The sequence below is a fragment of the Streptomyces sp. GL_140 genome (genome assembly GCF_057834465.1).
This window is the reverse complement of the sequence record NZ_CM174404.1, coordinates 427,182-451,524: the sequence shown is the minus strand read 5'-3', so window position 1 is coordinate 451,524 and position 24,343 is coordinate 427,182. Positions and strand designations below refer to the sequence as shown.

Here is a 24,343-nt window from a genome sequence, read left to right as displayed (position 1 = left end):
GTCTTCGTCTCCCCACACCCACCCCCGCACCCTCCCCTAGGAGGCATCCGGATGGACACTCGAACGCCGACCGAGGCCGAGGACCCCCCGATCCACATCCTCTGGATCAACGCGGGTCTGAGCTGCGACGGCGACTCCGTTTCGCTGACCGCCGCCATGCAGCCCAGCATCGAAGAGATCGTCATGGGTGTGCTGCCCGGTCTGCCCAAGATCGCCGTGCACTGGCCCCTGATCGACTTCGAATGCGGTCCCGTGGGGGGCGCGGACACGTTCATCGAGTGGTTCTTCAAGGGCGAGCGCGGGGAGATCGACCCCTTCGTGCTGGTCGTGGAGGGGTCCATCCCCAACGAGGCCATCAAGGCCGAGGGCTACTGGTCCGGTTTCGGCGACGATCCGCGGACCGGCCAGCCCATCACCACCAGCGAGTGGATCGACCGGCTGGCACCCAAGGCCCTCGCCGTCGTCGCCATCGGCACGTGCGCCACGTACGGCGGAATCCACGCGATGGAAGGCAATCCGACCGGCGCCATGGGGCTGCCCGACTACCTCGGCTGGGACTGGAAGTCCAAGGCCGGCATCCCCATCGTCTGCGTGCCGGGCTGTCCGATCCAGCCGGACAACTTCTCGGAGACGCTCACCTACCTGCTCTACCAGGCGGCCGGCTCCGCGCCGATGATCCCGCTCGACGACAAGCTGCGCCCGACCTGGCTGTTCGGAAACACCGTGCACGAGGGATGCGACCGGGCCGGCTACTACGAGCAGGGGCAGTTCGCGCACACCTACGACTCCCCGAAGTGCCTGGTCAAGCTCGGCTGCTGGGGTCCCGTCGTGAAGTGCAACGTGCCCAAGCGGGGCTGGATGAACGGCATCGGTGGCTGCCCGAACGTGGGTGGCATCTGCATCGCCTGCACCATGCCCGGATTCCCGGACAAGTTCATGCCCTTCATGGACGAACCGCCCGGCGGCAAGGTGTCCAGCGCCGCCAGCGGCGCGTACGGGGCGGTGATCCGCAAGCTCCGGGCGATCACGGCGCACACCGTGGACCAGGAGCCGAAGTGGCGCCACCGCGGCGACACGCTGACCACCGGCTACCGACCGCCCTGGTGACGGGGCCGGGGGCGGGCCGATCCACGGCATCCGGGGTCCGGTGACCCCGGATCCGCCCCCACCCGCGCAGCGCCCCCACTTCCGCAACCGCCCCCGCAACCGCCCCCGCATTCCTACGAGAACCACCGATCCCGCACCGAAGGGTCACGCAGACACGATGGCACCGAAGACGAACGCAGCCGGTGACGGCAGCGGCCTGGTGGAGATGGCCTGGGATCCGATCACGCGGATCGTGGGCAGTCTCGGCATCCACACGAAGATCGACTTCAAGCAGAAGCGGGTCGCCGAGTGCTACAGCACCTCGTCGGTCTTCCGCGGCTACAGCGTCTTCATGCGCGGCAAGGATCCGCGTGACGCGCACTTCATCACCAGCCGCATCTGCGGCATCTGCGGTGACAACCACGCCACTTGCTCCGTCTACGCGCAGAACATGGCCTACGGGGTGAAGCCGCCCCACCTCGCCGAGTGGATCATCAACCTGGGCGAGTCCGCGGAGTACATGTTCGACCACAACATCTTCCAGGAAAACCTGGTCGGGGTCGACTACTGCGAGAAGATGGTTCGCGAGACCAACCCCGGCGTCCTGGAACTGGCCGAGCGCACCCCGGCCCCGCACGCGGGCGAGCACGGCTTCAAGACCATCGCCGACATCATGCGCTCGCTCAACCCCATCGAGGGGGAGTTCTACCGCGAGGCGCTGCAAGTCAGCCGCTACACCCGGGAGATGTTCTGTCTCATGGAGGGGCGCCACGTGCATCCCTCCACCCTCTACCCGGGCGGAGTGGGCACCATCGCCTCCGTCCAGCTCTTCACGGACTACATGAGCCGCCTCATGCGGTACTGCGAGTTCATGAAGCGCGTGGTCCCGCTCCACGACGACCTCTTCGACTTCTTCTACGAGGCCCTGCCCGGGTACGAGGAAGTCGGCCGCCGGCGCGTCCTGCTGGGCTGCTGGGGCGCCCTGAACGACCCCGAGCACTGCGACTTCACCTACGCCAACATGACCGACTGGGGACGGAAGATGTTCGTCACCCCGGGCATCGTGGTGGACGGCAAACTGGTCACCAACGACCTCACCGAGATCAACCTCGGCATCCGCATCCTGCTCGGCAGTTCGTACTACGACGACTGGCAGGGCCAGGAGAAGTTCGTCACCCACGACCCGCTCGGCAACCCCGTCGACGCCCGCCACCCCTGGAACCAGCACACCATCCCCGCCCCCCAGAAGCGGAACTTCGACGACAAGTACAGCTGGGTGATGTCCCCCCGCTGGTTCGACGGCAAGGACCACCTCGCCCTCGACACCGGCGGCGGCCCGCTCGCCCGCCTGTGGTCCACCGCCCTGTCCGGGCTGGTCCACACCGACTACGTCCAGGCCACCGGGCACAGCGTGGTCATCACCCTGCCGCGCACCATGACCAAGCCCGAGACCCGCTTCGAGTGGAAGATCCCGAAGTGGAGCAACGCGCTGGAGCGCAACCGCGCCCGCACGTACTTCCAGGCGTACGCGGCCGCCATCGCCCTGCACTGCGCCGAGAAGGGCCTGGCCGAGGTCCGCGCCGGACGCACTCAGACCTGGGAGAAGTTCGAGGTCCCGGACGAGGGGCTCGGCGTCGGCTTCACCGAGGCCGTGCGCGGGGTGCTCTCGCACCACATGGTGATCCGCGACGGCAAGATCGCCAACTACCACCCCTATCCGCCGACCCCGTGGAACGCGAGCACCCGGGACACCTTCGGCACACCGGGACCGTACGAGGACGCGGTGCAGAACACCCCGATCTTCGAGGAGAACACCCCGGAGAACTTCAAGGGCATCGACATCATGAGGGCCGTGCGCAGCTTCGACCCCTGCCTTCCGTGCGGGGTCCACATGTACGTCGGCAAGGGGCAGACCGTGAAGCAGATGCACGTTCCCACCGGACTGAGCGGACTGGGCGGATGAGCGCCCGCGAGAGCGTACGGGCGGACGCCCGCCAGACGGGCGTCCGCGTCGAGGAGGTGCTCGACCGGCTCGCCGCCACCGGGGACCGGCAGGTGTGCGAGGCCGCCGAGGAACTCGTACGCGTCCTCATGGACTTCTACGGGGCCGGGCTCGCCCGGATCGTCGACCGCCTCGGCGAGGACCGGCTCGCCACCCTGCTCGACGACGAACTGGTGGCGAGCCTGCTCGCCCTGCACGACCTGCACCCCGAGGACGTGGACACCCGGATCGCCCGCGCCCTGGCGAGCGTGCGGGAGGACGTGGAGGTCCTCGGCTTCGACGGCTCCACCGGGACGTTGCGGCTGAGCTCCGTGCCCGGCACCGGCTGCGGCTGCTCCGGCGCCGCCACGGGCCCCTCGCAGGCCGTCGAGGACGCCCTCGCCTGCTTCGCCCCCGAGGTGACCGCGGTCGAGATGGCACCCGCCGAGGCGCCGCAGCCGGCCCTGCTCCAGATCGGCACTCGCCCGCAGACCCCGGTCCGGGTGCCGTGAGCGGCGCCCCGGAGTGGTCCCCGCCCGCCGTCCGTACGGACGGCGGGCCGGGCCCCGGCCGCCTCGGCCGCGCGGGCCTGTCCCACCGGGCGGACCTCCCGGGTGGGCCGCGCGGCCTGCGCCGGTTCACCGGAGCCCGCCCGCCCCGCCCGGAGACCTGCGAGCTGTGCGGGGTGGCGGTCGCCGAAGGCGCGCACCGGCACGTCGTGGAGACCGAGAAGCGGTCACTGGTCTGCGCCTGCACCGCGTGCGCCCTCCTGTTCGACCGGCCCGGCGTGGCCACGGGCCGGTTCCGCGCCGTCCCCGACCGGTACCTCGCCGACCCCGCCCACCCGCTCGACGCAGGCGCCTGGGAGCTGCTCCAGATCCCGGTGGGCGTCGCCTTCTTCTTCCGCAACGCCGCCCTCGACCGCCTCGTCGCGCTCTACCCGAGCCCGGCCGGCGCCACCGAGAGCGAACTCGACCCCGAGACCTGGCAGGCCGTACTGGGCGCCGGACGCCTCGCCGCGCTCCTCGAACCCGACGTGGAGGCCCTGCTGCTGCGCCGGGAGCGGGACCGGACCGACTGCTACCTGGTACCGATCGACATCTGCTACGAACTCGTCGGCCGGATGCGCATGCTGTGGACCGGCTTCGACGGCGGCGCCGAGGCGAGAGCCGCGCTCGACGCCTTCTTCGCCGAAGTAGGGCGCCGCGCCAGGATCCCGGCGGAGGCACCCGCGTGACCGACTTCGAGTTCACCTGCACAGGGGTCCGCGCCGACCCGTACGCCGCCGGACCCACCCTGGTGTTCCGGCTGCGCGTCACGGCAGGCGGGACCCCGGCACCCACCCGGGTCCACGCCATGGCCCTGCGCTGCCAGCTGCGCATCGAACCGGCCCGGCGCGGCTACGGACCGGCCGAGGCGGCCGGCCTGGCCGACCTGTTCGGCGAACGCTCCCGCTGGGGCACCACCCTGCAACCCGTGCAGTTCGCACAAGTCGCCCTGATGGTGCCCAGTTTCACCGGGGAGACCGAAGTCGACGTGGTCGTGCCGTGCACCTACGACATGGACATCGCGGCGAGCCGCTACTTCAGCGCCCTGGAGGACGGGGAGGCGCCGCTGCTGATGCTGTTCTCCGGCACGGCCTTCACCGGGGCCGGCGGCTTCCGCGTCGAACCCGTTCCCTGGGACCGCGAGGCCCCGTACCGGATGCCAGTGGCGGTCTGGCGCGAGATGGTCGAGCAGCACTTCCCGGGCTGCGGCTGGCTGCGGCTGCCCCGCGATCTCATGGACGAGCTGCTCGCCTTCCGGTCGCGGCACGCCCTCGCCTCCTGGGAGACGACCGTACGGACCCTCCTGGACGCGGCGGCCGAACCCCGGCCGGAAGCCGCGCCCTCCTTCCGGCTGGACGCCGTCCTGCCGCGTGTCACGGAGAGGACGGCGCCGTGACCACGGCCACCGCACAGGAATCCCGGTTCGCCCACGCCCGGCAGGTGGCCGACGCGGTCCTCTTCGAGGGGTACGTGCTGTACCCCTATCGGGCCTCGGCGGCCAAGAACCGGCTGCGCTGGCAGTTCGGGGTGCTCGTACCGCCCGCATGGGGCCGAGTGCAGGCCGAGCACGCCTTCCAGCAGACCGAGATCCTGATGGAACCCAAGGGCGACGCCACCCTCTCCGTGGAGCTGCGCTTCCTGCACGCGCGGCGGCGCAGCGTCCAACGAGCCCTTTGTGACGGCTCCTTCGAAGAGGTCGCCGAACTCCATCTCGACGACCGGGTGCTGGTGCCCTGGGACGAAGGGGTCGAGGAGCGGGTCGAACTGACCTCGAGGCTCGCGGAGTTGACCGGAGAGGGGGCGGTGATCCCCTTCGGGCGCCCTGCCCGGGAGGACGTCGAGCCGGTCACCGACGCCGACGGTCGGCTGGTCGGCCGGCTCGTGCTGCGCACCGAATCCCTCGAGGGATGCGTACGGCTGCGCGCCGTCGAACTCGACGGACCCTACCGGGTCTTGAAGCTGACCGCCGTGGTGGAGAACACGAACCCGTGGACCCCCGGGGACGGCGTCGGTGACCGGGAGGCGGCGCTGCCGCGCTCGCTCGTCGCCGCCCATCTCCTGCTGGGTCTGAGCGGTGGCTCCTTCCTGTCGATGACCGACCCGCCCGAGTGGGCCAAGGGCGCCGTGGCTTCCTGTGTCAACCGGCACACCTGGCCCGTGCTCGCGGGCGGGCCGGGCCGGGCGGACGTCGTGCTGTCCTCGCCGATCATCCTGGAGGACCATCCCGCCATCGCCCCCGAGAGCATCGGCGCGATGTACGACTCCACCGAGATCGACGAGATCCTCGCCCTGCGCACCGCGGCCCTGACCGACCAGGAGAAGCGCGAAGCGCGCGGCACGGACCCGCGGGCCGCCGCCGTGATCGACCTGGCGGAGTCGATGCCCCCCGAGGTGCTGGAACGGCTGCACGGCGCCGTACGCGCCCTGCGCGAGATCACCGGACCGGACGGGACGGACGAGCCCCGGAGCCCGCTGGGCCCGTTCGACGAACAGGCCGAACGGGCCGAACAGGCCGTGTTCAGACCCGAGACCCCCTGGTGGGATCCGGCGCACACGGACACCGCGGATCCCGCGCGTGACCGGGTCCTCGTCGACGGCGTGCCGGTGGGAGTCGGCAGCCGGGTCCTCCTGCGCCCCGGTCTGCGGCGCACCGATGCCCAGGACCTGTTCCTCCAGGGCCGCGCGGCCCTGGTGGAGGCCGTGCTGCACGACGTGGACGGGGGCGTGCACATGGCCGTCACCGTGGACGGCGATCCCGGGGCGGACATCCGTAGGGAACAGGGCCGGTTCCTGTACTTCCAGCCCGACGAACTCAGCCCCCTGGAGGACGCGTGAGCGGCTCCCGCATCCTCGTCGCGGGCATCGGCAACGTCTTCCTCGGCGACGACGGCTTCGGGGTGGAGGCGCTGCGGCAGCTGTCGGCGCACGAACTCCCGGGCCATGTCGAAGCCGTGGACTTCGGCGTCCGAGGGGTGCACCTCGCCTACCAGCTCCTCGACGGGTACGACACCCTCGTCCTGGTGGACGCCACCGCCCGCGGTGGCGCCCCCGGCACGCTCCACCTCATCGAGCCCGCGGGGCCCGGCGGGCCGGACGGCGCCGGCCGCATCGTGCCGGGAGCGCCCGTGCTCGACGGCCACCAGATGTCCCCGGACGCGGTCCTGGCCCTGCTGGGGTCCCTGTGCGAGGGAACGGGCTCCACCCCGCCGCGGCGGATCGTCGTGGTGGGGTGCGAGCCGGCCTCCCTCGACGAGGGCATCGGGCTGAGCGAGCCCGTGGCCGCCGCGGTGCCGCAGGCCGTGGGGATGATCCTGGACCTACTGCGGAACGAGCATGCCGCGCAGGCGGAGCATGCCGAGCATCCCGATGACACCGGCCACGACGTCGTGGCGGCGCCGGTCGCCGAGTTGAGGAGGACCCCGTGAAGAAGGCCGTCATCGGCGGTGCGGCGGCAGCCGCGCTCATCGCCGTACTGAAGCAGATCATCCCCGACGTCAAGCGCTACCTGCGCATGCGCCGCATGTGACGCCCGTGATGCCCATGACGCCCGTCATGTGCTGACGCCCGAACGGCGTACGCGCGGGACCGCGCCTCGGCGTGCCCGACCGCAGCGCCCGATTCCTACCGGTGTAATGGCCCCGGCAGGACGGAGTCCGATGCACGAGATGTCGATCGCCATGGCCGTCGTGGGCCAGGTGGAGGAAGCGGCCGGGGTCGCCGGCGAGAGCGGCGTGAGCCTGGTTCGCCTGCAGGTCGGCGAGTTGGCCGGGGTGGTTCCCGACGCCCTGGCCTTCTGCTTCGAACTGGCCTGCGCCGGCACGGTCCTCGAAGGGGCCGAACTCGCCACCGAGCCCGTCGCGGCCCGCGCGCACTGCGCCTCCTGCACGCAGGAGTGGGCGGTCGGCATGCCGCCCTCACTGTGCTGCCCCGGATGCGGCAGCGCGGCACACGTAGAGCTGCTCTCGGGCCGGGAGTTGCAGATCCTCAGCGTGACCTGGGAGGACGGCGACGGCGAGGCCCAGGCCCCGGCCGAGGCCCGCAACCGGCCCGCGAACCCAACCCCGAGGAGCACCGAACCATGTGCCGAGTGGTCGACCTGAAGCAGGCGGTACTCGCCAAGAACGACGCCGCCGCGCACGCGCTGCGCACCGAACTCACCGCCCGCGGCACGGTGACGGTCAACCTGCTCTCCAGCCCGGGCAGCGGGAAGACGGCCCTGCTGGAGCGCGAGTTGCTCATCGCCCGGGAGCGCGGCCTGTCCGTCGCCGCCCTCACGGCGGACCTGGCCACCGAGAACGACGCGGTGCGGCTGGCGCGTTCGGGCGTACCCGTCAAGCAGGTGCTCACCGACGGCCTCTGCCATCTGGAGGCCGGAATGCTCGGCCGGCACCTGGACGGCTGGCTGCCCGAGTCCACGCGGCTGCTCTTCGTGGAGAACGTGGGCAACCTCGTCTGTCCGGCCTCCTACGACCTGGGGGAGTCCCTGCGGGTCGTCCTGGCCTCGGTGACCGAGGGCGAGGACAAGCCGCTGAAGTATCCGACCGCCTTCGGGCTGGCCCAGCTCGTACTGGTCACCAAGACGGACATCGCCGAGGCCGTCGAATTCGACGAGGACACCTTCCGCGCGCACGTCCAGCGGGTGAACCCCGGTGTGGAGGTGGTCCTGACCTCCGCGCGCACCGGCGAGGGCGTGGGGATCCTGCTCGACCGGGCGAACGCGGTCGCGGACGGCGCGGCCACGCACGTGCCGGTCATGGCCGGGCAGGGGCCGGGCCGGAACGCGCACACACACGACGGCGTGCACACACACGACCACGACCATGCCGAGGGCCACGGCCACCCGCACACCCCTCCGGACCCAGACCCCCAGGCGCAGACGCGCCCCATCGCGGTGCAGACGCGCTGATGGAGGCGGTCCAGCGCCGCCGGGTCACCGTCCGCGGCGTGGTGCAGGGCGTCGGCTTCCGGCCGTACGTGTACACCCGTGCGACCGGGCTCGGACTGGCCGGCCACGTCACCAACACCGCCGAGGGAGTCGTGGCCGAGGTGGAGGGGGATCCGGCGGCGGTCGCGGAGTTCTGCGACCGGCTGGCGGCCGAAGCGCCCCCGCTCGCCGTCGTCGACGCCGTCCACCACCACCAGGTCCCGGCCGCGGGCGGCGCCGGATTCCGCATCATCGCCTCCCGGTCCGGCGGAGCCGTCCGTACGCTGGTCTCCCCGGACACGGCCACCTGCGCCGACTGTCTCGTCGAGCTCGGGGATCCGGCCGACCGGCGCCACCGGCACCCCTTCATCACCTGCACCCACTGCGGGCCGCGCTTCACCATCGTCACCGGGCTGCCCTACGACCGTCCCTGCACCACGATGGCCGGCTTCCCGATGTGCCCCGACTGCGCCCGTGAGTACGCCGATCCGGCTGACCGCCGGTTCCACGCGCAGCCCATCGCCTGCGCGGCCTGCGGACCCCGGCTGCGACTGCTCACCGGCACGCCGCCGCGCGAGACGGACGACCCCGACCCGGTGGCCGGGGCCCGGCGGCTGCTGGGCTCCGGTGCGATCCTCGCCGTCAAGGGGATCGGCGGATACCACCTTGCCTGCGATGCCTCCCATGCGGGCGCCGTCCGGGAACTGCGCCGCCGCAAGGCCCGCGGTGACAAGCCGTTCGCCCTGATGGCCCGGGACGAGGCCGCCGTCGAGGAGCTCGTCCACCTCGGGCCCGAGGAGCGGAGCCTGCTCACGGGGCGGGAGCGACCGATCGTCCTGCTGCGCCGCCGCGCCGGTCGCGCCGGTCGCGCCGGTCCGGCCGAGGGGGTCGCCCCGGGCAGTCCCGACCTCGGGCTGATGCTCCCGTACAGCCCCGTGCACCACCTGCTGCTCGGCCTGCCCGGCGACCCGCCCGGACCCGGGCTGCTGGTCATGACCAGCGGAAACCTCGCGGGGGAGCCCATCGTCACCGACGACTCCCAGGCCCTGGAGCGGCTGGCCGGGCTCGCCGACGCCTGGCTGACGCACGACCGGCCGATCCACGTGCCGTGCGACGACTCGGTGGTGCGGGTCTGCGACGGGATGCCGCTGACCATCCGCCGCTCCCGCGGCTACGCCCCGCTGCCGCTCGCGCTTCCCGTCCCCGTCCCCGCGACCCTCGCGGTCGGAGGGGACCTGAAGAACGCCTTCTGCCTGGGTGAGGGGCGCCGGGCCTGGCTCTCCGCGCACATCGGGGACATGGACGACCTGGCCACACAGGACGCCTTCGAGCGCGCCGAGCGGCAGTTGGAGTCCATCACAGGAGTCACCCCCGGGCTGATCGCCGCCGACCGGCACCCCGGCTACCGCTCGGCGCGGTGGGCCGGGCGGCATGCGGGCGACCGGCCGCTGGTGCACGTACAGCACCATCACGCGCACATCGCGTCCGCGATGGCCGAACACGGTCTGGACGGGGGCCGCCGTGTCATCGGCGTCGCCTTCGACGGCACCGGCTACGGGGACGACGGAGCCGTGTGGGGAGGCGAGTTCCTGCTCGCCGACTACGCCGGATACACCCGCTTCGCGCACCTCGCGTACGTCCCGCTGCCCGGCGGCGACGCGGCCGTACGGCGGCCGTACCGGATGGCCCTGTCGCATCTGCGGGCCGCGGGCCTCGACTGGGCGCCGGACCTGCCGTGCACGGCAGCCTGCCCGCCCGATGAACTACGGGTCCTGCGCACCCAGTTGGACCGTGACCTGAACTGCGCTCCCACTTCGAGCATGGGGAGGCTCTTCGATGCGGTGTCCTCGCTGGCCGGCATCCGCCACCACGCGGGATACGAGGCCGAGGCCGCGATCGAGCTGGAGTCCGCGGCCCGCGCGGCCGCAGCGGCGGACGAGGGCGGCGACGGCCCCGGGTATCGCTTCGCACTGCGGATCCCCGCCCCCGGCAGCGGGGGCCCGGTCCTCGCCGACCCCTCGCCCGTCCTGGCCGCAGTCGTGACCGATGTGCGTACGGGTACCCCGCCGCCGCTGATCGCGGCCCGCTTCCACCACGGTGTCGCCGCTCTCGTCGCAGACCTGTGCCTCCTGGCGCGGGAGCGGTACGGCCTGGAGACCGCCGCGCTGACCGGTGGGGTCTTCGCCAACACCCTGCTGTCCTCGGCCTGCGCCCGGATCCTGCGCGGGCACGGTTTCACCGTACTGCGACACCAGCGCGTGCCCCCGAACGACGGAGGCCTGGCGCTGGGCCAGCTCATGGTCGCGGCAGCCGGTACGACCCGTACGAAGGAACACCCACAGCAAGGAGAAGCCCATGTGCCTGGCAGTACCCGGCAGGGTGATTGACATCGGGGAGCGGGAAGGGACGCGCATGGCCACCGTCGACTTCGGCGGGGTGGTCAAGGAGGTCTGCCTGGAGTACCTGCCCGACCTCCAGGTCGGCGAGTACGCCATCGTCCACGTCGGCTTCGCGCTCCAGCGACTGGACGAGGAATCCGCCAAGCAGACCCTGGAACTCTTCGCGGAACTCGGCATGCTCCAGGAGGAGTTCGGCGACCCCTGGGAGCAGGCGGCGCAGGCCGGCGGAGCGCCCTGGCCGTTCGCCGACGACCCGCAGGAGGCCCCCGCCCCGGCCCCCTTGGCAGAGGCGGTTCCCGGGACCACGGCGCAGGAGGCGGCTCAGCAGTGAAGTACATCGACGAGTTCCAGGACCCCGGCCTCGCGCGCCGACTGCTCGACGACATCCACGCGACGGTGACCCGGCCCTGGGCGCTCATGGAGGTGTGCGGCGGTCAAACCCACACCATCATCCGGCACGGCATCGACCAACTCCTCCCGGACATGGTGGAATTGATCCACGGGCCGGGCTGCCCGGTCTGCGTGACCCCGCTGGAGGTCATCGACAAGGCCTTGGAGATCGCCTCCCGCCCCGAGGTCATCTTCTGCTCCTTCGGGGACATGCTGCGCGTCCCCGGCACCGGCCGGGACCTCTTCCAGGTGCGCAGCGAGGGCGGCGACGTACGGGTGGTCTACTCCCCGCTCGACGCCCTGAAGATCGCGCAGCAGAATCCGCAGCGCCAGGTGGTGTTCTTCGGCATCGGCTTCGAAACCACGGCCCCACCCAACGCCATGACGGTCTATCAGGCGAAGAGGCTGGGCATCCGCAACTTCAGCCTGCTGGTCTCCCACGTCCGCGTTCCTCCGGCCATCGAGGCGATCATGCAGTCGCCGAGCTGCCGGGTCCAGGCCTTCCTGGCCGCCGGGCACGTGTGCAGCGTGATGGGAACGGGGGAGTACCCGGAGCTCGCCGCGCGCCACCGCGTCCCGATCGTGGTGACCGGCTTCGAGCCCCTGGACATCCTGGAGGGCGTACGCAGGGCGGTGAGCCAGCTGGAACGCGGCGAGCACACCGTGGACAACGCCTACGCCCGCGCGGTGCGCCCCGAGGGGAACCCGGCCGCGCTCGCCATGCTGCGCGACGTCTTCGAGGTCACCGACCGAGCCTGGCGCGGCATCGGAGTGATCCCCGACAGCGGCTGGCGGCTGTCGCCGCGCTACCGGGACTACGACGCCGAGCACCGCTTCTCGGTGACCGGCATCAACACCTGCGAACCGGCCGAGTGCCGCAGCGGCGAGGTGCTCCAGGGTCTGCTCAAACCGCACGAGTGCGAGGCTTTCGGGACCACTTGCACCCCGCGCAACCCTCTCGGCGCCACCATGGTCTCCAGCGAGGGCGCTTGCGCCGCCTACTACCTCTACCGGCGGCTGGAGATCACGCCGACCCGTACGGTCGTCCCCGCCGAACGGGCCTCCACCACCCAAGCGCCCTTGGAGGCGAGCCCCGTTGTCTGACACGACCCTGGACATCACCGGCTGGACCTGCCCCGCACCCCTGCGCGACCGGCCGCGGGTGGTGATGGGCCACGGCGGCGGCGGGGCGCTCTCCGCCGAACTCGTCGAGCACCTCTTCGCGCCCGCTTTCGGGGGTGAAGTGCTGTCCCAGCTCGGAGATTCGGCGGCCGTCACCCTGGGCGGGGTCCGGCTCGCCTTCTCCACCGACTCCTACGTGGTGCGCCCGCTGTTCTTCCCGGGCGGCAGCATCGGCGACCTCGCCGTCAACGGCACCGTCAACGACCTGGCCATGAGCGGAGCCCAAGCCGCCTACCTCTCCTGCGGGTTCATCCTTGAGGAGGGCGTGGAGCTGTCGGTGGTGGCCCGGGTGGCGCAGGCCCTGGGCGACGCCGCCCGCACGGCCGGGGTCGAGGTGGCCACCGGCGACACCAAGGTCGTCGAGGCCGGCCACGGGGACGGGATCTACATCAACACCGCGGGCATCGGGATCATCCCGCAGGGCGTGGACCTACGGCCCCAGAGGGTGGTCCCCGGCGACGTCGTAATCGTCAGCGGGGAGATCGGGCTCCACGGGGTGGCGATCATGAGCGTCCGCGAAGGCCTGGAATTCGGCGTGGACATCGAGAGCGACTGCGCACCGCTCGGCGGCCTCGTACGGGCCATGCTCGCGGTCACCCCCGACCTGCACGTCCTGCGCGACCCCACCCGGGGCGGACTGGCTGCCTCGCTCAACGAGATCGCCGCCGCGTCCGGCGTGGGCGTGGTCATCCAGGAGGGCCGGGTCCCGGTTCCCGTGCCCGTCGCCAACGCCTGCGCGATCCTCGGCCTCGATCCGCTCTACGTGGCCAACGAGGGCAAGCTCGTCGCGTTCGTGCCCCGCGAGCACGCCGAGGCCGTACTCGCCGCGATGCGCGCCCACCCCTCGGGCCGGGACGCGGCGGTGATCGGCGAGGCGGTCGAGTCCCACCCGGGGCTGGTCGTGGCGCGCACCGGCCTGGGCGGCACCCGAGTCGTCGACCTGCCGATCGGGGAGCAGTTGCCGAGGATCTGCTGAGAGCTGCCGGGCCGCGGCTCAGGCGTCGGCCGTCCTCGGCGTACGGGTCTGCCCGCGGCCGAGCAGTTCCGCCAGTCCCCGCCGGGTGGCGGCGACGACCACGCGGTCCCCGGCCCGCAGGACGTGGCCGGGGCGCAGGTCCCACACCAGCGCGGGCAGCCGGCCGGTCTCGGCGGTCGGTGCGGTGGCCGGGTCGGGGCGGCGGTTCCCGGGGGACGAGGTGTCCAGGGCGATGACCCGCCAGGCGCCGGGGCGGAAGGACTCGGAGATGGTGCGGGATTCCAGCGACGGCTGCCCCGCCACGTCGACGGTGGCGAAGAGCAGCACCCTGCGTTCCACAGGGATCGCGCCGAGCACCCGGCGCCCCATCATCGCTGCGGCGAAGGCCGGCGCCGCCAGGTGGGAGACACTGCGACTGCGGGTCTGGGCTCCGGGATGGGCCGCGCGCAGGGTCCGGTAGACGGCGGTCGCGAAGCCGTCGTCGTAGAGCCGCATGACGACCCGTACGTCCGGCCGCACGGAACGGGCATACAGTGCGGCCTCCAGGTTGGTGGTGTCGGAACTGGTCAGCGCGAGCAGCGCGTTGGCACGGTGGATGCGGGCCGCTTCCAGCACCCCCTCGTCGGTGACGTCGCCGATGACCACGGGCACGTGGAGGGAACGGGCCAGCGCCAGGCCCCGGGCGGTCGGGTCCGACTCCACGCACACCACGGGGATCTCCAGCTCCCGCAGCCGCGCCAGCACCCGGGCCCCGATCTTGCCCAGGCCCAGCAGCACGACGTGGCCGGACAGGCCGCGCGGTGGCCGCCGCAGCGCCGTGGCGGTGCGGAACGCCCCCAGGGCCTCCAGGGCCGCGGCGACCAGGACGGGCAGCAGGAGAAGGCCGACGAAGCCCGCCAGGATCTGCAGGACCTGCTGCTCGGGGGGCTGGTCGAGGGCCGGGTCGTTGATCGCGAAGACGTCGAGCAGGGTGAGGTACGCGGCGCGCAGCGGGGTCGCGCCGGTGACCAGGGAGGAAGCCACCGAAAGGGCGGCCACGGCCGCGATGATCCCGGCCAGGGACCAGCGGAGCCGGCGCGAGAACAGCGAGGCCAGCGGCAGGGACACCTGGTCGAGCCGGCGCCCGGCCGATGGTGGCGCCGCGTGCGCGACGGCCTCCAGGGCCACGATCCCGCGCCCTACCGCCGCGGCCACCGCCCGGTCGTCGGGGAGCAGTTGAGGGCCCCCGCCGCCGCCGGAATCCAAGCCCTCCGTCCCTGCCCGGTCGCCGTTCGTCGCCGACAGCAGGGCAAGCGTGCACAGCCCCGGGTCGGCCACCTCGCCCGGGCCCGGCGGCGTACGCTCCACCGCGCGCAGCAGCAGACCGTCCGCCTGGACCACCTTGCTGGTGCCCGCGACGGCAGAGGCGGCGAGCGCCGGAGCCGCCGTATCGGCATCGGAGAGCACCGTCGTCGAGGAGTCCAGCTCCCGCAGGTCGATGCCGGGTTCCGCGACGAGCGCCGCCTGGTCGAGCAACTCCTCCAGGTGCTGGCCGAGTTTGCGGTTGTAGAGCCGGATCACCAGCCGGAGACGGGGATTGAGCCGACGGGCCACCAAGGCGGCCCGGACGTTGGTCTCGTCGTCCTCGTAGACCAGCGCCAGGGCCGCCGCCCCGGCGACCCCGGCGGCCGACAGCGCCGCCTCGTCGGGGAGCGCGGCGTGCAGCAACCGCAGTCCCCGCAGGGCCGGTTCGCCGCCGGCGGCGGTCCGGCCCCGGCTGGCGGGCAACCGGCCCAGCAGGCCGCGTACCGCACCGGGTTGCGGCTGGACCGCCCCGGGCACCACGAGCGTCACCCGCTCCTCGTACACCTCCCGGAGCTCGGCGGCCAGCCGGTGGGCGAGGCCGTCGTCGCCGCAGACGACCATCCGGCCCGCTTCGACGTCGTGTTGGGGGTTCTGGAGTATCGAGGACACCGTCACAGGATGCCGTGCGCCGGCCCGATCTGATCGCTGGGTATAGGTTCCGGGCATGGCTGACGACTGGCGGACGGACCGGATCAGGAGTGCTCTGCGCGGTGAAAACCCGGCAGTGCTGAGGAGATTGGACGCGTCCTTCGCGGTGATCGGCGATGTGCAGTTCCTGCCCGGCTACTCGGTCCTCCTGGTGGACGACCCCGCGGTGGAGAGACTGTCGGACCTGCCCAGGGCCAAGCGGCTGGCCTTCCTGTCCGAGATGGACCAGCTCGGAGAAGCCGTCGAACGGGCATCGCGCCGCACCGACACGGCATTTCGGCGGGTGAACCTGGAGATCCTGGGCAACACCGACGGGTTCCTGCACGCGCACGTATGGCCACGCTTCGAGTGGGAGCCGGCCGATCTGGTGCACATGCCGGTGTGGCTCTACCCCCGCGAGCGCTGGTCCGACGAGCGGTTCGCGCTCGGCCCTCGGCACGACCCGCTGCGGGCGGCGATCGGGGAGGAGCTGGACCATGTGCGGTTGGTCACTCCCGGTTTGCCTCCGGTCGGACATCCGTGATCATGGCCGGAATGAACCCACGTTTCCTCGGCATCGCCGATCTGGCCGAAACCCCGTCCGTGGCGGTGGTGGTCGACGTCATGCGTGCCTTCACGGTGGCAGCCTGGGCCTTCGCCCAGGGGGCCGAGAGAATCGTTCTTGCCGAGACGCTGGACGAGGCCCTGGCACTGAAGGCCCGTCACCCGGACTGGGTGGCGCTCAAGGACGGTCCGCCCGCGCCCGGGTTCGACCTGGTCAACTCCCCGGGCCTGCTCCGCTCCGCCGATCTCGGCGGACGGACGGTCGTGCAGAAGACCACGGCGGGCACGGTCGGCGCCCTCGCGGTCAAGGATGCTCCGCTGGTGCTGTGCGCCGGCTTCGTGGTGGCGGAGGCGACGGCCCGGCTCCTGCGCACACGCGGGAGCGACAGCGTCACGTTCGTGGTCACCGGCGAGGACGGGCAGGCCGAGGAAGACCTGGCGTGCGCCCAGTACATCGCCCGAAGGGCCGCCGGGGCCGGGGCCGATGCCACCGAGTTCCTCCGCCGCGCCGCCGCGTCGCGCGCCGCCGCCGAGCTGGCACAGGGAGTACGCCAAGGGGCCCACCCCGATGACGTCGCACTCTGCCTCGAGCTCGACCGGTTCCCCTTCGCCATGGTGGCGACGCTGGAGGACCCGCTCATGGTCCTGCGCCCGTACGCCGCGCGTCCACGGACGGACGATGCCCCGCTCTGATCGAACACGTCGTCCGGACTTGCCGTTCGCTTGCTCCGAGTAGGGGCCCGAGGCCCTTCCGGCTCGCCCTTGTAGGGGTCTTGAGGGGCTGTACGGCCGTGTTCGACTGCACCAGACTCGCGGTCACGCCCCCTTCCCCCTTCCCTTTCCCCGACTCCTCCGAGGTGCCCATGCTTCCGCCGACGCCGCCTTCCGCCTGGAATCCGGAACTCCTCCCGGACGGTTTCGCCGTCCGTGGCGCCGGGGGCATGCGCGAAGAGCTCGACGGGTTCGCCCACACCGCGACACGGCTGCTCCTGGGCAGCGACGGGCTGACGACGCCCCTGCTGGAGGCCTGGGTCGGCTCCGTGGTCTGCGTCCGCCGGATGAGTCACCGCCTGGTCCGTGCCACCGAAGCCCCTGCCCGGGCGGTGGACCTGCTGGGGGCCGAAGCCGACGAGATGCTGCTGGAACGGCGCTCCGTGCTGGCGTCGTCGGACGGGGTGGACCTCTCCCGCAACGTGGTGGTCGCCCGGTCCGGGCTCTCGGAGGCCGTCGAACGGTGCCTCACCGACGGATCGGCGACGATAGGCCGGATGCTCCAGGAGGCCGGGACCGGCCACCGGCGCACGATCGTCGAGGTCGGACTGGGCACTTGGGGAGGAGAACCCGCGGCCTGCAAGACATACCTCCTGTGGCACGGCGAGCAGCCGTTGGCCACCATCACCGAACTGTTCAACCCCGAGGTCGTACCGGCGTCCCTGCGGGCCCCCCTGGCTCTGGTGGGCCGGCCGTGACCGCGCCCCGACGTCACGTACAGGTGGCCATCGTCGGCGCAGGGCCCGCCGGACTCGTCCTGGCCAACGTCCTCCACCGGGCCGGAGTCTCGGTCGAGGTCCGCGAGCGCTCCAGCCGGGCCCGGACGGAGCAGCAGGCCCGCGCGGGCCTGATCGAGCACCGGGTCGTCGAGTACCTGCGCGCCCACGGGCTCGCCGACCGGCTGCTGGCCGAGGGCGGACGGCACGACTGGTGCGAGTTCATGTGCCTCGGGGAGCGGGTCCACCTGCCCTACGGGGAGCTGTCCGGCGGCGTCGGGCACTGGGTGTACCCGCAGCAGTTCCTGGTCCGCGACCTGATCGCCTCGCTTGAAGAGGCGGGTGGCGTCGTACGCTTCGACTGCCCGGTCCTCGACGTCGACACCTCGGGCGCCCGTCCCCTCGTCCGCTGCCAGGACGACGTCCTGGAGGCCGACCACGTCGTGGGCTGTGACGGCCCGCGCAGCACCGTCGCGCGTTCGTTCCCCGCGGACCTCGACGGAGCCGACGAACGGCGCTACCCCTACGACTGGCTGACCGTGCTCGCCGAGGTGGACCGACCGGTGGAAGGCATCCGGTACGCCCTCCACGAGGCGGGCTTCGCCGGGATGATGCCCCGCACCCCCACACTGGCCCGCTTCTACCTCCAGGTGGCACCGGACGCGGATCTCTCCGAGTGGCCCGAGCCGCGGATCCGCGAGCAGCTGGCGCTGCGGCTGGCACTGCGGCCCGAGGCGGGCGACCCCCTGCTGGGCAGCCTCACCGAGGTCGGCATGCTGCGACTGCGGGGCCGGGTCCGCCACCACGTACACGCCGGCCGGCTCCTGCTGGCCGGGGACGCGGCGCACGTGCTGACGCCCGCGGGAGCCAAGGGACTCAACCTGGCGGTGGCCGATGTCGCCGACCTCGCGGACAGCCTGCTGCGCCACCACCGCGACGGGGACGAGGACACCCTGGCCGGCTACGGACCGCGCCGCCAACAGGAAGCCTGGGCGACGCAGGAGTTCTCCGACCGGCTGCTGGAGCTGCTGCACCTTCCGCAGGGGGACGCGGCACAGTCCGCCTTCGGCCTGCGGCTGCGCCGCGAACGGCTCGCGCGGCTGTCAGCACCGGGCCCGGAAGGGGAGACGTTCGCCCGCACCTACGGCGGCGCGGGCCGCCTGCGCCTCTCCGCCGAGCCGGCACGTCATCGACGTAGTGCACTCTGGCTCGCGTAGCCGGCGCTGGAGGACTGCCCCCGCCGGACCGGATCGGCTACGGGAACACGCCGTCCACGAGTTCCGCCAGTGCCGCGGCCAGGGCGGGGAGGCCGGGGCCCGCGGGGCCGCCGGGCTCGGACATGTACGTGTCCCGGCGGATCTCGATCATCAGCGCGCCGACCCGGTCGTCCTGGCCGTAGTACCTCAGCGGTACGTACGTACCGGCGAAGGGGCTGTCGAGCCCCGTGCCGCCGAAGCCCGCGAAGGCCTTCTGTGCGGCGGCGAGCAGGGGCGCCGGTGTGTGGAAGGCGTCCGTGCCCAGGCAGATCGGCGGCCGGCGGCCGTCACCGTGCAGTTCGTAGGGGAGGGGTTCGGTCGGATACGAGTGCACGTCGATGATCACGGCTCGGCCGACGGCCTCCAGGCGGTCCTGCACGGCCCGCGTCATCGCGTCCGCGTACGGGTGGAAGTAGCGCTCGATCAACGGCCGTTGCTCAAATCCCTCCGGGCGCAGGCGCTCCCTGTGGGTGGTGCGCGTGTACACCGCCCCCATGCCCACGGCCAGCATCTCCTCGCGGTCGTCGGGGAAACGCTCGGGGTCGACGACGAGCCGGGACAGCCCGTTGACGAACTGCCACGGCGTGACGGCGGACCCGGCCGCGGCCGCCGCGGCGATGTCGGCCGTGTGGGAGTCGGTGATGTGGTCGAGCTCCTGCCCGAGTCCCTGCTCGTCCAGCAGGATGCCGGCGCGAACCGCCTGCGGTACGACGCGCGAGGAGTGCGGCACGTGCAGGATCACCGGCGACGCGCCCGAGCCGGGGAGCAGCCGGAAGGACTCGGGGGTCTCTTTCCGTGGGTGGGGAGGGCGGAGAGTCGTCGGCATGCAGGGCCTCCGGGGGCGGCGCGGATTGCTCCACGAGGCTAATCGAAGGCGCCGAGCCCGCCGGATCGGCAACTACCGGCAGCGGGGGGCCTCGTCCTGACAAGTCTTCAGTTTTCACGACTCACGCGCTACGGTCCCGCCGTCCACCAGGAAAGGAACCCTCGCGTGAGATCCATCCGCCGCGCAATCAGCGCGTCCGCCGTCGCACTGATCCTCGCCGCCCCGCTGGCTCCCGTCGCGGCACACGCCGCGACCCCGGCTCACATACGGGCCGTCCAAAGCGCCGGCTCCAGCCGTGTCCTCTCCGTCCCTGGCCTCGTCAACGCCCGCGATGTCGGCGGGTACGCGACCTACGACGGCAAGAGCACCCGCTGGGGCGTGCTGTACCGCTCCGAGACCCTCTCCAAGCTCCCCGCCGATGGCGTCACCGCCCTCGGACAGCTCGGACTCGGCAGCGTCATCGACCTCCGCACGGCCCCCGAGATCCAGGCCGACGGCACCGACAGGCTCCCGGCCGGCGTCACCGCCATCGCCCAGCCGGTCGACGACACCAGCCTCTTCGCCTTCATCGGACAGGTAGTCCGCAGCAAGGACCCCGCCTACCAGCAGGCACAGCTCGGAAACGGCGCCGCCGAAGCACGGATGACGGCCCTCTACCGCGGCTTCGTCACCAACCCGGCGAACCGGGCCGCGCTCGGCTCCGCCATCCGCACCGTCGCCAACTCCACCAAGCCCGTCATGTTCCACTGCTCCTCGGGCAAGGACCGCACCGGCGTCCTCGCGGACACGATCCTGCGCGCGGTCGGTGTCCCGGCCTCGACCTCCGAGCAGGACTACCTGCTCTCCAACCAGCTCAGGGCCTCCGCCGACAAGGCCCTGCGCGACCAGGTCAAGGCCGCCGGGTACATGCAGAACCCGGACCTCCTCATCCCGCTCCAGGAGGTGCGCAGCCCCTACCTCGCCGCGTTCCGGGACCAGGCCGTCGCCGACTACGGCAGCTTCGGCAACTTCCTGACCAACGGCCTCGGCCTCGACACCACCACCCTGGCCAAGCTGCGCGCCCGCGCAGTCGCCTGACCCGCAGGACGCAGAATCCCCGCCCGATCCGGACCGCACCTCCGGCGGCGGGGCTTCGTCATGTACAGGGGCTTCCGGCCTTCGGTGGGGGGCTTTGGTCCCGAGGGAGTCGGGTAAAACGGGTGAAACCGGGTGGACTCGGCGGCCCTCTTAGGGTGCGTACCGCAGGCATCGGCCTCGGTTTTCCCTGAAGGGTTCCTCCCGTGCGTAAGACGTTCCTGCTCTCCGCCGTCGCCGTGGCCGCCTCGGCGGTGCTGGTTTCCCCCGCCGCCGCGGCTGTCGCCGATGACGCGGTGCCCGTGTCGGTTTCCTCTTGGGTGGCGCAGGCGCCGACGGTGTCGATCACCTCGGTGCCGAGCGGGCCGTCGGGGTACGTGGCGGGGGCCACAGTCGCTTTCACCGTGACGACGTCGAGCCCGGCCGCCGTCACCGCGGTCTCGGACGCGCTGAAGGACGTACGGCTCGTGGGGCGGGGTGGCTCCTACTCGGGCACGGCGGTGGTGAAGGCGGGCTGGGGTATCGGCAGTGCGCGTCTTCGGGTGGTTGCCGACTACCCGGGCTCGGGCGAGCAGAGCACGTCGAGCACGTTCCCGGTCGACACCCTGACGCGTCCGGATGTCCGGCCCGCGCCCGCGCCCGTGCCCAAGCCCGCTCCGGTCGCGGGGCACTCGGAGCTCGCGCTGAGCCGGTACGGCGGTCCCGTGGGCAAGCAGGTGGCGATCACGCTGACGGGCAGCGGCAGCCCCTCGGCCTCCTACTGGGTGCGGTCGCAAGCCTTCGAAGGCGGCAAGGTGAAGCTGGCGCCGGGCCGCGACGGGAAGTGGCACGGCACGGCCACGGTGGCGAAGACGGCTTCGGGCCCCTACGTGGTCACCGCGGACTGCGGTGCGGACCCGGCCCGGTTCTGGGTCGAGGCCAAGTAGGCCCGATGGGCCCTCGCCGATCCTGTGCGGTGCGTGAGGGGCCGGCGGCCTACCTCTCGGCGTTGCGTGCCTTCTCGGCGATCTCACCGAGAACGGTGGCGGGCCGGCCGCCGGGCTGCACGACCTTCCCGATGTTCTGCTTCATGTCCTGGCTCACTCCTGCCCAGGACTTCTTGCCCACGGGGTAGAGGCGTGAGGAGGGCAGCGCCTTGAGGAAGACCTGGAGCTGGACGGTGGCGGGGTCGGTGGAGTTCATCATCTCCTGGGAGCCGCTGGTCGTCGCGGGGAGCAGGCCGTACTTGCCGGTGAACGCGGCGACGTTCTTCGCCTCGTAGAGGAAGTCGAGGAAGTGGCCGGCCTCCTTCGGGTGGCCGTTCTTGAAGGCCATGGCCCAGTCGGCGACGCCCATCGCGGTGGGCTCGGATCCGTCCTCGGTCGGCATCGGCACGACGCCGATCTTGACGCCCTTGTCCTGGGCCTGCTTGATCAGGGTGGGATGGCCGTTGAGGATGCCCACCTCACCGTGGATGAAGGCGTCGAAGGCGCCCTGACGATCGAGCTTGCCCGGTTCCACCGGGCCCGTGAGGCCCTGGCCGACCATCTTGTCCCGCAGGAATTCGAAGGTCTTGACGTTCTTCGGGGAATCGATGGCGTAGGTCTCGGCGTCGTTGGTGTAACCGCCGCCTCCCGACAGCATCCACATCATGGATTCGGCCTGCGCCTCCTCCGGTCCCAGCGGCAGGGCGAACGGGGTGGGGACACCCGCGGCCTTGAGCTTCTTCGCGGCAGCCACCAGGTCGTTCCAGGTACGGGGTTGCCAGGGGGCGCCGTCCTTGGTGACACCGGCCTCGGTGAGGAGGCTCTGGTTGTAGAACATCAGCCGGGTGCTGGAGACGAAGGGCAGGCCGTACTGCGTGCGGCGGACCTTGCCCGCCTCGGCGAGGGGCGCGAGGAAATCGGCCTCCGTCTTGATGGAGAGGATCTCGTCGGAGGCGTAGAGCTTGCCGGCGTTGGCGTAGTCGGCGTAGGCGCCGATCTGCGCGATGTCGGGCGCATTGCCGTCCTTGACCATCTGGGCGACCTTGGAGTCCACGTCGTTCCAGGAGGCGACCTCGACCTCGACCTTGACACCGGGGTTGGCTCTCTCGAAGTCGGCGGCGAGGCGTTCCCAGTAGGGCTTGGAGCTGTTGGCCGGATTGTCGCCGTACTCGGCGGCCACGATGCGCAGGGTGACGCTGCCCGCGGCGCTGCTGGTGCCGCAGCCGGTCAGGGTGAAGGAGGCCAGGGTGAGGGCGGTGGCAGCCGCCGTGAGGGTCGGGAAGGAGCGCCGCATGGTGTGGTCCGCCTCTCGTCGCATGACTACTGGGCGTATGGTCTACACCACTATCCGGCCATTGCCACACCCCTTGGCAGCGCACACTTCGATCACATTCCTATGGACCCGGCGGCGGAGGGCGCGGGTAAGCCCCGGCCCGCACAGGGGGGTTGGCGGGGCAGGTCCACCTGCCCCGCCTGCCTGCAGGATGCGGCGGGCCCCGGGGAGCCGGCGTTACCCGAGGGCCTCGAAGGAGGCGACGAGGTCGGCGGGGGAGGGGAGCGCGGTGATGTCGGCCCGGGTGGCGGCGGCGGCCTTGCGCAGGTCGTCGTCGGTGAGGAGGCGGCCGAGCAGGGCGGCGTCCACGGTGTCGTCGCTCGCGCGCAGGGCGAATCCCAGGCCGGTCGCGGCATCGACGTTGATGAAGTGGTCGGCGCCCTGGGGGAGGATCAGCTGGGGGACGCCCCGGGCGGCGGCGGTGAGCATGGTGCCGGACCCTCCGTGGTGCACGACCGCGTCCGCGGTGTCCAGGAGTTGGGCGAGCGGCACCCAGGGCAGGGGGCGGACATTGGAGGGGAGGGCGCCGAGCGGGCTCAGGTCGGTGTCCCCCACGGCGAGGAGGAAGTCGGCGTCGACGGAGGCGGCCTCGGCGATCAGCCGGGCGACCGGGTTGACACCCGCGTACGCGGTCACCACCGTCCCGAGGGTGACGGCGATCCGCGGCCGGGAGCCCCGGGCGATGAGGTCGCCCGGCACCGTTCCGCCGCCGTTGTACGGCACGTACCGGACCCGCCACCCGGTGCCGTCGCCGCCGAGGGAGGCGGGTACGACATCGAGGACGGTGTGGGTGGCCGGGCCTTCGACCTCGCGGGCCCGGTACTCGGCCGCCAGCAGGCCGGCGAGCCTGCCGACCATGCCGTAGCCGGACATCACTCCGAAGTTGTGCACGACTGCGGGTATGCCGAGTGCCGCCGAGACCAGGGGTGCGGCGGCCTGGAAGGCGGCGTGGACGATGAGGTCCGGCCGCCAGGCGGTGGCAAGGGCGAACAGGTCGTCGATGGTGACCCGGCTGTGTTCGGCGAAACCGCTCGCGGCCAGCCGCTCCATGGCCTCCGGGTCGCTGCCGTCGTTGACGAACTGCGGATCGGTGCCTTCCGAGGCGCGCCGGAAGGCCTCCATCAGCGTCGATCCGTCGCCGATCTCGGCGGTGGGCAGACCGGTCTGCCGAAGCTGGTCGAGCGGGGCGGAACCGGCGAACAGCACGTGGTGCCCGGCTGCCTGGAGCGCCTGGGCGGTCGGCACCATCGGGAACAGGTGGCCCGCCGAAGCGGGGCCGGTGAACAGGATGCGCACGGACTTACTCCCTGGGGTGGAGCTCGTTGATTCCACTGACAGACCGTGGAACGTGTCCGTCGCCGTGCCGGGTTCCGTCGAGGTG

Annotated in this window: 24 protein-coding genes; 20 read left to right on the top strand and 4 right to left on the bottom strand. The window is 72.0% G+C overall.

What is annotated here, in order from left to right:
- The first annotated feature begins 51 nt into the window (after positions 1–51).
- The 14 genes from AC3IYJ_RS02290 to hypE all read left to right on the top strand — a co-directional run bounded on the left by AC3IYJ_RS02290 (position 52) and on the right by hypE (position 13,486).
- Positions 52–1,107: an NADH-quinone oxidoreductase subunit B family protein gene (locus tag AC3IYJ_RS02290; RefSeq protein ID WP_489399649.1), complete on the top strand. Its 1,056-nt coding sequence runs from the start codon at positions 52–54 to the stop codon at positions 1,105–1,107.
- 157 nt (positions 1,108–1,264) lie between these two features.
- Positions 1,265–3,049, top strand: coding sequence for a nickel-dependent hydrogenase large subunit (locus tag AC3IYJ_RS02285; RefSeq protein WP_267815113.1), 1,785 nt, complete (start codon positions 1,265–1,267; stop codon positions 3,047–3,049).
- Positions 3,046–3,579 (top strand): hypothetical protein, encoded by a 534-nt coding sequence (locus AC3IYJ_RS02280; RefSeq protein WP_489399648.1) that lies wholly within the window; start codon positions 3,046–3,048, stop codon positions 3,577–3,579. The genes AC3IYJ_RS02285 and AC3IYJ_RS02280 overlap by 4 nt, the downstream gene beginning before the upstream one ends.
- Before the next feature lie 116 nt (positions 3,580–3,695).
- Positions 3,696–4,304 carry a DUF5947 family protein gene (locus AC3IYJ_RS02275; protein WP_489402661.1) on the top strand — a complete coding sequence of 203 codons (609 nt, stop codon included), beginning with the start codon at positions 3,696–3,698 and terminating at the stop codon, positions 4,302–4,304.
- Positions 4,301–5,011, top strand: coding sequence for a DUF6084 family protein (locus AC3IYJ_RS02270; protein WP_489399647.1), 711 nt, complete (start codon positions 4,301–4,303; stop codon positions 5,009–5,011). The genes AC3IYJ_RS02275 and AC3IYJ_RS02270 overlap by 4 nt, the downstream gene beginning before the upstream one ends.
- Positions 5,008–6,450, top strand: coding sequence for a hypothetical protein (locus AC3IYJ_RS02265; protein WP_489399646.1), 1,443 nt, complete (start codon positions 5,008–5,010; stop codon positions 6,448–6,450). The genes AC3IYJ_RS02270 and AC3IYJ_RS02265 overlap by 4 nt, the downstream gene beginning before the upstream one ends.
- Positions 6,447–7,040, top strand: coding sequence for a hydrogenase maturation protease (locus AC3IYJ_RS02260; protein WP_489399645.1), 594 nt, complete (start codon positions 6,447–6,449; stop codon positions 7,038–7,040). Before AC3IYJ_RS02265 ends, AC3IYJ_RS02260 begins: the two co-directional genes overlap by 4 nt.
- Positions 7,037–7,141 carry a DUF6893 family small protein gene (locus AC3IYJ_RS02255; RefSeq protein WP_443065732.1) on the top strand — a complete coding sequence of 35 codons (105 nt, stop codon included), beginning with the start codon at positions 7,037–7,039 and terminating at the stop codon, positions 7,139–7,141. The genes AC3IYJ_RS02260 and AC3IYJ_RS02255 overlap by 4 nt, the downstream gene beginning before the upstream one ends.
- Before the next feature lie 130 nt (positions 7,142–7,271).
- Complete coding sequence (locus tag AC3IYJ_RS02250) at positions 7,272–7,715, top strand: hydrogenase maturation nickel metallochaperone HypA/HybF (RefSeq protein WP_489399644.1); 444 nt, start codon at positions 7,272–7,274, stop codon at positions 7,713–7,715.
- Complete coding sequence (gene hypB / locus AC3IYJ_RS02245) at positions 7,694–8,521, top strand: hydrogenase nickel incorporation protein HypB (RefSeq protein WP_489399643.1); 828 nt, start codon at positions 7,694–7,696, stop codon at positions 8,519–8,521. The genes AC3IYJ_RS02250 and hypB overlap by 22 nt, the downstream gene beginning before the upstream one ends.
- The gene (gene hypF / locus AC3IYJ_RS02240; protein ID WP_489399642.1) at positions 8,521–10,926 is read left to right on the top strand and encodes a carbamoyltransferase HypF; all 2,406 of its coding nucleotides are present in this window, start codon (positions 8,521–8,523) and stop codon (positions 10,924–10,926) included. The genes hypB and hypF overlap by 1 nt, the downstream gene beginning before the upstream one ends.
- Complete coding sequence (locus AC3IYJ_RS02235; RefSeq protein ID WP_489399641.1) at positions 10,895–11,269, top strand: HypC/HybG/HupF family hydrogenase formation chaperone; 375 nt, start codon at positions 10,895–10,897, stop codon at positions 11,267–11,269. Before hypF ends, AC3IYJ_RS02235 begins: the two co-directional genes overlap by 32 nt.
- Entirely contained in the window at positions 11,266–12,432 is a 1,167-nt protein-coding gene (gene hypD / locus AC3IYJ_RS02230; RefSeq protein WP_489399640.1) for a hydrogenase formation protein HypD, read from the top strand. Before AC3IYJ_RS02235 ends, hypD begins: the two co-directional genes overlap by 4 nt.
- Positions 12,425–13,486 carry a hydrogenase expression/formation protein HypE gene (gene hypE, locus AC3IYJ_RS02225; RefSeq protein WP_489399639.1) on the top strand — a complete coding sequence of 354 codons (1,062 nt, stop codon included), beginning with the start codon at positions 12,425–12,427 and terminating at the stop codon, positions 13,484–13,486. The genes hypD and hypE overlap by 8 nt, the downstream gene beginning before the upstream one ends.
- Positions 13,487–13,504: 18 nt before the next feature.
- On the opposite strand, the gene AC3IYJ_RS02220 is transcribed toward hypE, so the two are convergent.
- Positions 13,505–15,391, bottom strand: a complete 1,887-nt coding sequence (locus tag AC3IYJ_RS02220) for a potassium channel family protein (RefSeq protein WP_489402660.1) — start codon at positions 15,389–15,391, stop codon at positions 13,505–13,507.
- Between the two features lie 103 nt (positions 15,392–15,494).
- On the opposite strand from AC3IYJ_RS02220, the gene AC3IYJ_RS02215 reads away from it, so the two are divergent.
- From AC3IYJ_RS02215 to AC3IYJ_RS02200, 4 genes are all read left to right on the top strand, one after another.
- Positions 15,495–16,001, top strand: coding sequence for an HIT family protein (locus tag AC3IYJ_RS02215; RefSeq protein WP_489399638.1), 507 nt, complete (start codon positions 15,495–15,497; stop codon positions 15,999–16,001).
- An 11-nt stretch (positions 16,002–16,012) separates the two neighbouring features.
- The gene (locus tag AC3IYJ_RS02210) at positions 16,013–16,714 is read left to right on the top strand and encodes a 2-phosphosulfolactate phosphatase (protein WP_489399637.1); all 702 of its coding nucleotides are present in this window, start codon (positions 16,013–16,015) and stop codon (positions 16,712–16,714) included.
- A 170-nt stretch (positions 16,715–16,884) separates the two neighbouring features.
- A complete protein-coding gene (locus tag AC3IYJ_RS02205) occupies positions 16,885–17,490 on the top strand; it encodes a chorismate pyruvate-lyase family protein (protein WP_489399636.1) in 606 nt (201 codons plus the stop codon).
- Positions 17,487–18,725 (top strand): FAD-dependent monooxygenase, encoded by a 1,239-nt coding sequence (locus tag AC3IYJ_RS02200; RefSeq protein ID WP_489399635.1) that lies wholly within the window; start codon positions 17,487–17,489, stop codon positions 18,723–18,725. Before AC3IYJ_RS02205 ends, AC3IYJ_RS02200 begins: the two co-directional genes overlap by 4 nt.
- Positions 18,726–18,762: 37 nt before the next feature.
- Here the strand turns inward: AC3IYJ_RS02200 and AC3IYJ_RS02195 are convergent, their stop codons facing one another.
- Positions 18,763–19,590, bottom strand: coding sequence for an N-formylglutamate amidohydrolase (locus AC3IYJ_RS02195; protein ID WP_489399634.1), 828 nt, complete (start codon positions 19,588–19,590; stop codon positions 18,763–18,765).
- 165 nt (positions 19,591–19,755) lie between these two features.
- On the opposite strand from AC3IYJ_RS02195, the gene AC3IYJ_RS02190 reads away from it, so the two are divergent.
- Together AC3IYJ_RS02190 and AC3IYJ_RS02185 are read left to right on the top strand one after the other, a co-directional pair.
- Positions 19,756–20,667, top strand: a complete 912-nt coding sequence (locus AC3IYJ_RS02190; RefSeq protein ID WP_489399633.1) for a tyrosine-protein phosphatase — start codon at positions 19,756–19,758, stop codon at positions 20,665–20,667.
- 203 nt (positions 20,668–20,870) lie between these two features.
- Positions 20,871–21,590 (top strand): hypothetical protein, encoded by a 720-nt coding sequence (locus tag AC3IYJ_RS02185; protein WP_489399632.1) that lies wholly within the window; start codon positions 20,871–20,873, stop codon positions 21,588–21,590.
- 49 nt (positions 21,591–21,639) lie between these two features.
- On the opposite strand, the gene AC3IYJ_RS02180 is transcribed toward AC3IYJ_RS02185, so the two are convergent.
- Entirely contained in the window at positions 21,640–22,947 is a 1,308-nt protein-coding gene (locus AC3IYJ_RS02180) for an extracellular solute-binding protein (RefSeq protein WP_489399631.1), read from the bottom strand.
- Between the two features lie 192 nt (positions 22,948–23,139).
- Positions 23,140–24,258, bottom strand: a complete 1,119-nt coding sequence (locus AC3IYJ_RS02175; RefSeq protein ID WP_489399630.1) for a glycosyltransferase — start codon at positions 24,256–24,258, stop codon at positions 23,140–23,142.
- Positions 24,259–24,343: the final 85 nt, after the last annotated feature.

Bases quoted from the DNA above. Each gene is read 5' to 3' on its own strand.
- AC3IYJ_RS02290 (WP_489399649.1), top strand. From the start codon at position 52: ATGGACACTCGAACGCCGACCGAGGCCGAGGACCCCCCGATCCACATC.
- AC3IYJ_RS02215 (WP_489399638.1), top strand. From the start codon at position 15,495: ATGGCTGACGACTGGCGGACGGACCGGATCAGGAGTGCTCTGCGCGGT.
- AC3IYJ_RS02285 (WP_267815113.1), top strand. From the start codon at position 1,265: ATGGCACCGAAGACGAACGCAGCCGGTGACGGCAGCGGCCTGGTGGAG.
- AC3IYJ_RS02235 (WP_489399641.1), top strand. From the start codon at position 10,895: ATGTGCCTGGCAGTACCCGGCAGGGTGATTGACATCGGGGAGCGGGAA.
- AC3IYJ_RS02250 (WP_489399644.1), top strand. From the start codon at position 7,272: ATGCACGAGATGTCGATCGCCATGGCCGTCGTGGGCCAGGTGGAGGAA.
- AC3IYJ_RS02195 (WP_489399634.1), bottom strand. From the start codon at position 19,590: ATGCCGACGACTCTCCGCCCTCCCCACCCACGGAAAGAGACCCCCGAG.
- AC3IYJ_RS02180 (WP_489399631.1), bottom strand. From the start codon at position 22,947: ATGCGACGAGAGGCGGACCACACCATGCGGCGCTCCTTCCCGACCCTC.
- AC3IYJ_RS02205 (WP_489399636.1), top strand. From the start codon at position 16,885: ATGCTTCCGCCGACGCCGCCTTCCGCCTGGAATCCGGAACTCCTCCCG.
- AC3IYJ_RS02220 (WP_489402660.1), bottom strand. From the start codon at position 15,391: ATGGTCGTCTGCGGCGACGACGGCCTCGCCCACCGGCTGGCCGCCGAG.
- AC3IYJ_RS02280 (WP_489399648.1), top strand. From the start codon at position 3,046: ATGAGCGCCCGCGAGAGCGTACGGGCGGACGCCCGCCAGACGGGCGTC.
- hypF (WP_489399642.1), top strand. From the start codon at position 8,521: ATGGAGGCGGTCCAGCGCCGCCGGGTCACCGTCCGCGGCGTGGTGCAG.
- hypB (WP_489399643.1), top strand. From the start codon at position 7,694: ATGTGCCGAGTGGTCGACCTGAAGCAGGCGGTACTCGCCAAGAACGAC.
- AC3IYJ_RS02210 (WP_489399637.1), top strand. From the start codon at position 16,013: ATGAACCCACGTTTCCTCGGCATCGCCGATCTGGCCGAAACCCCGTCC.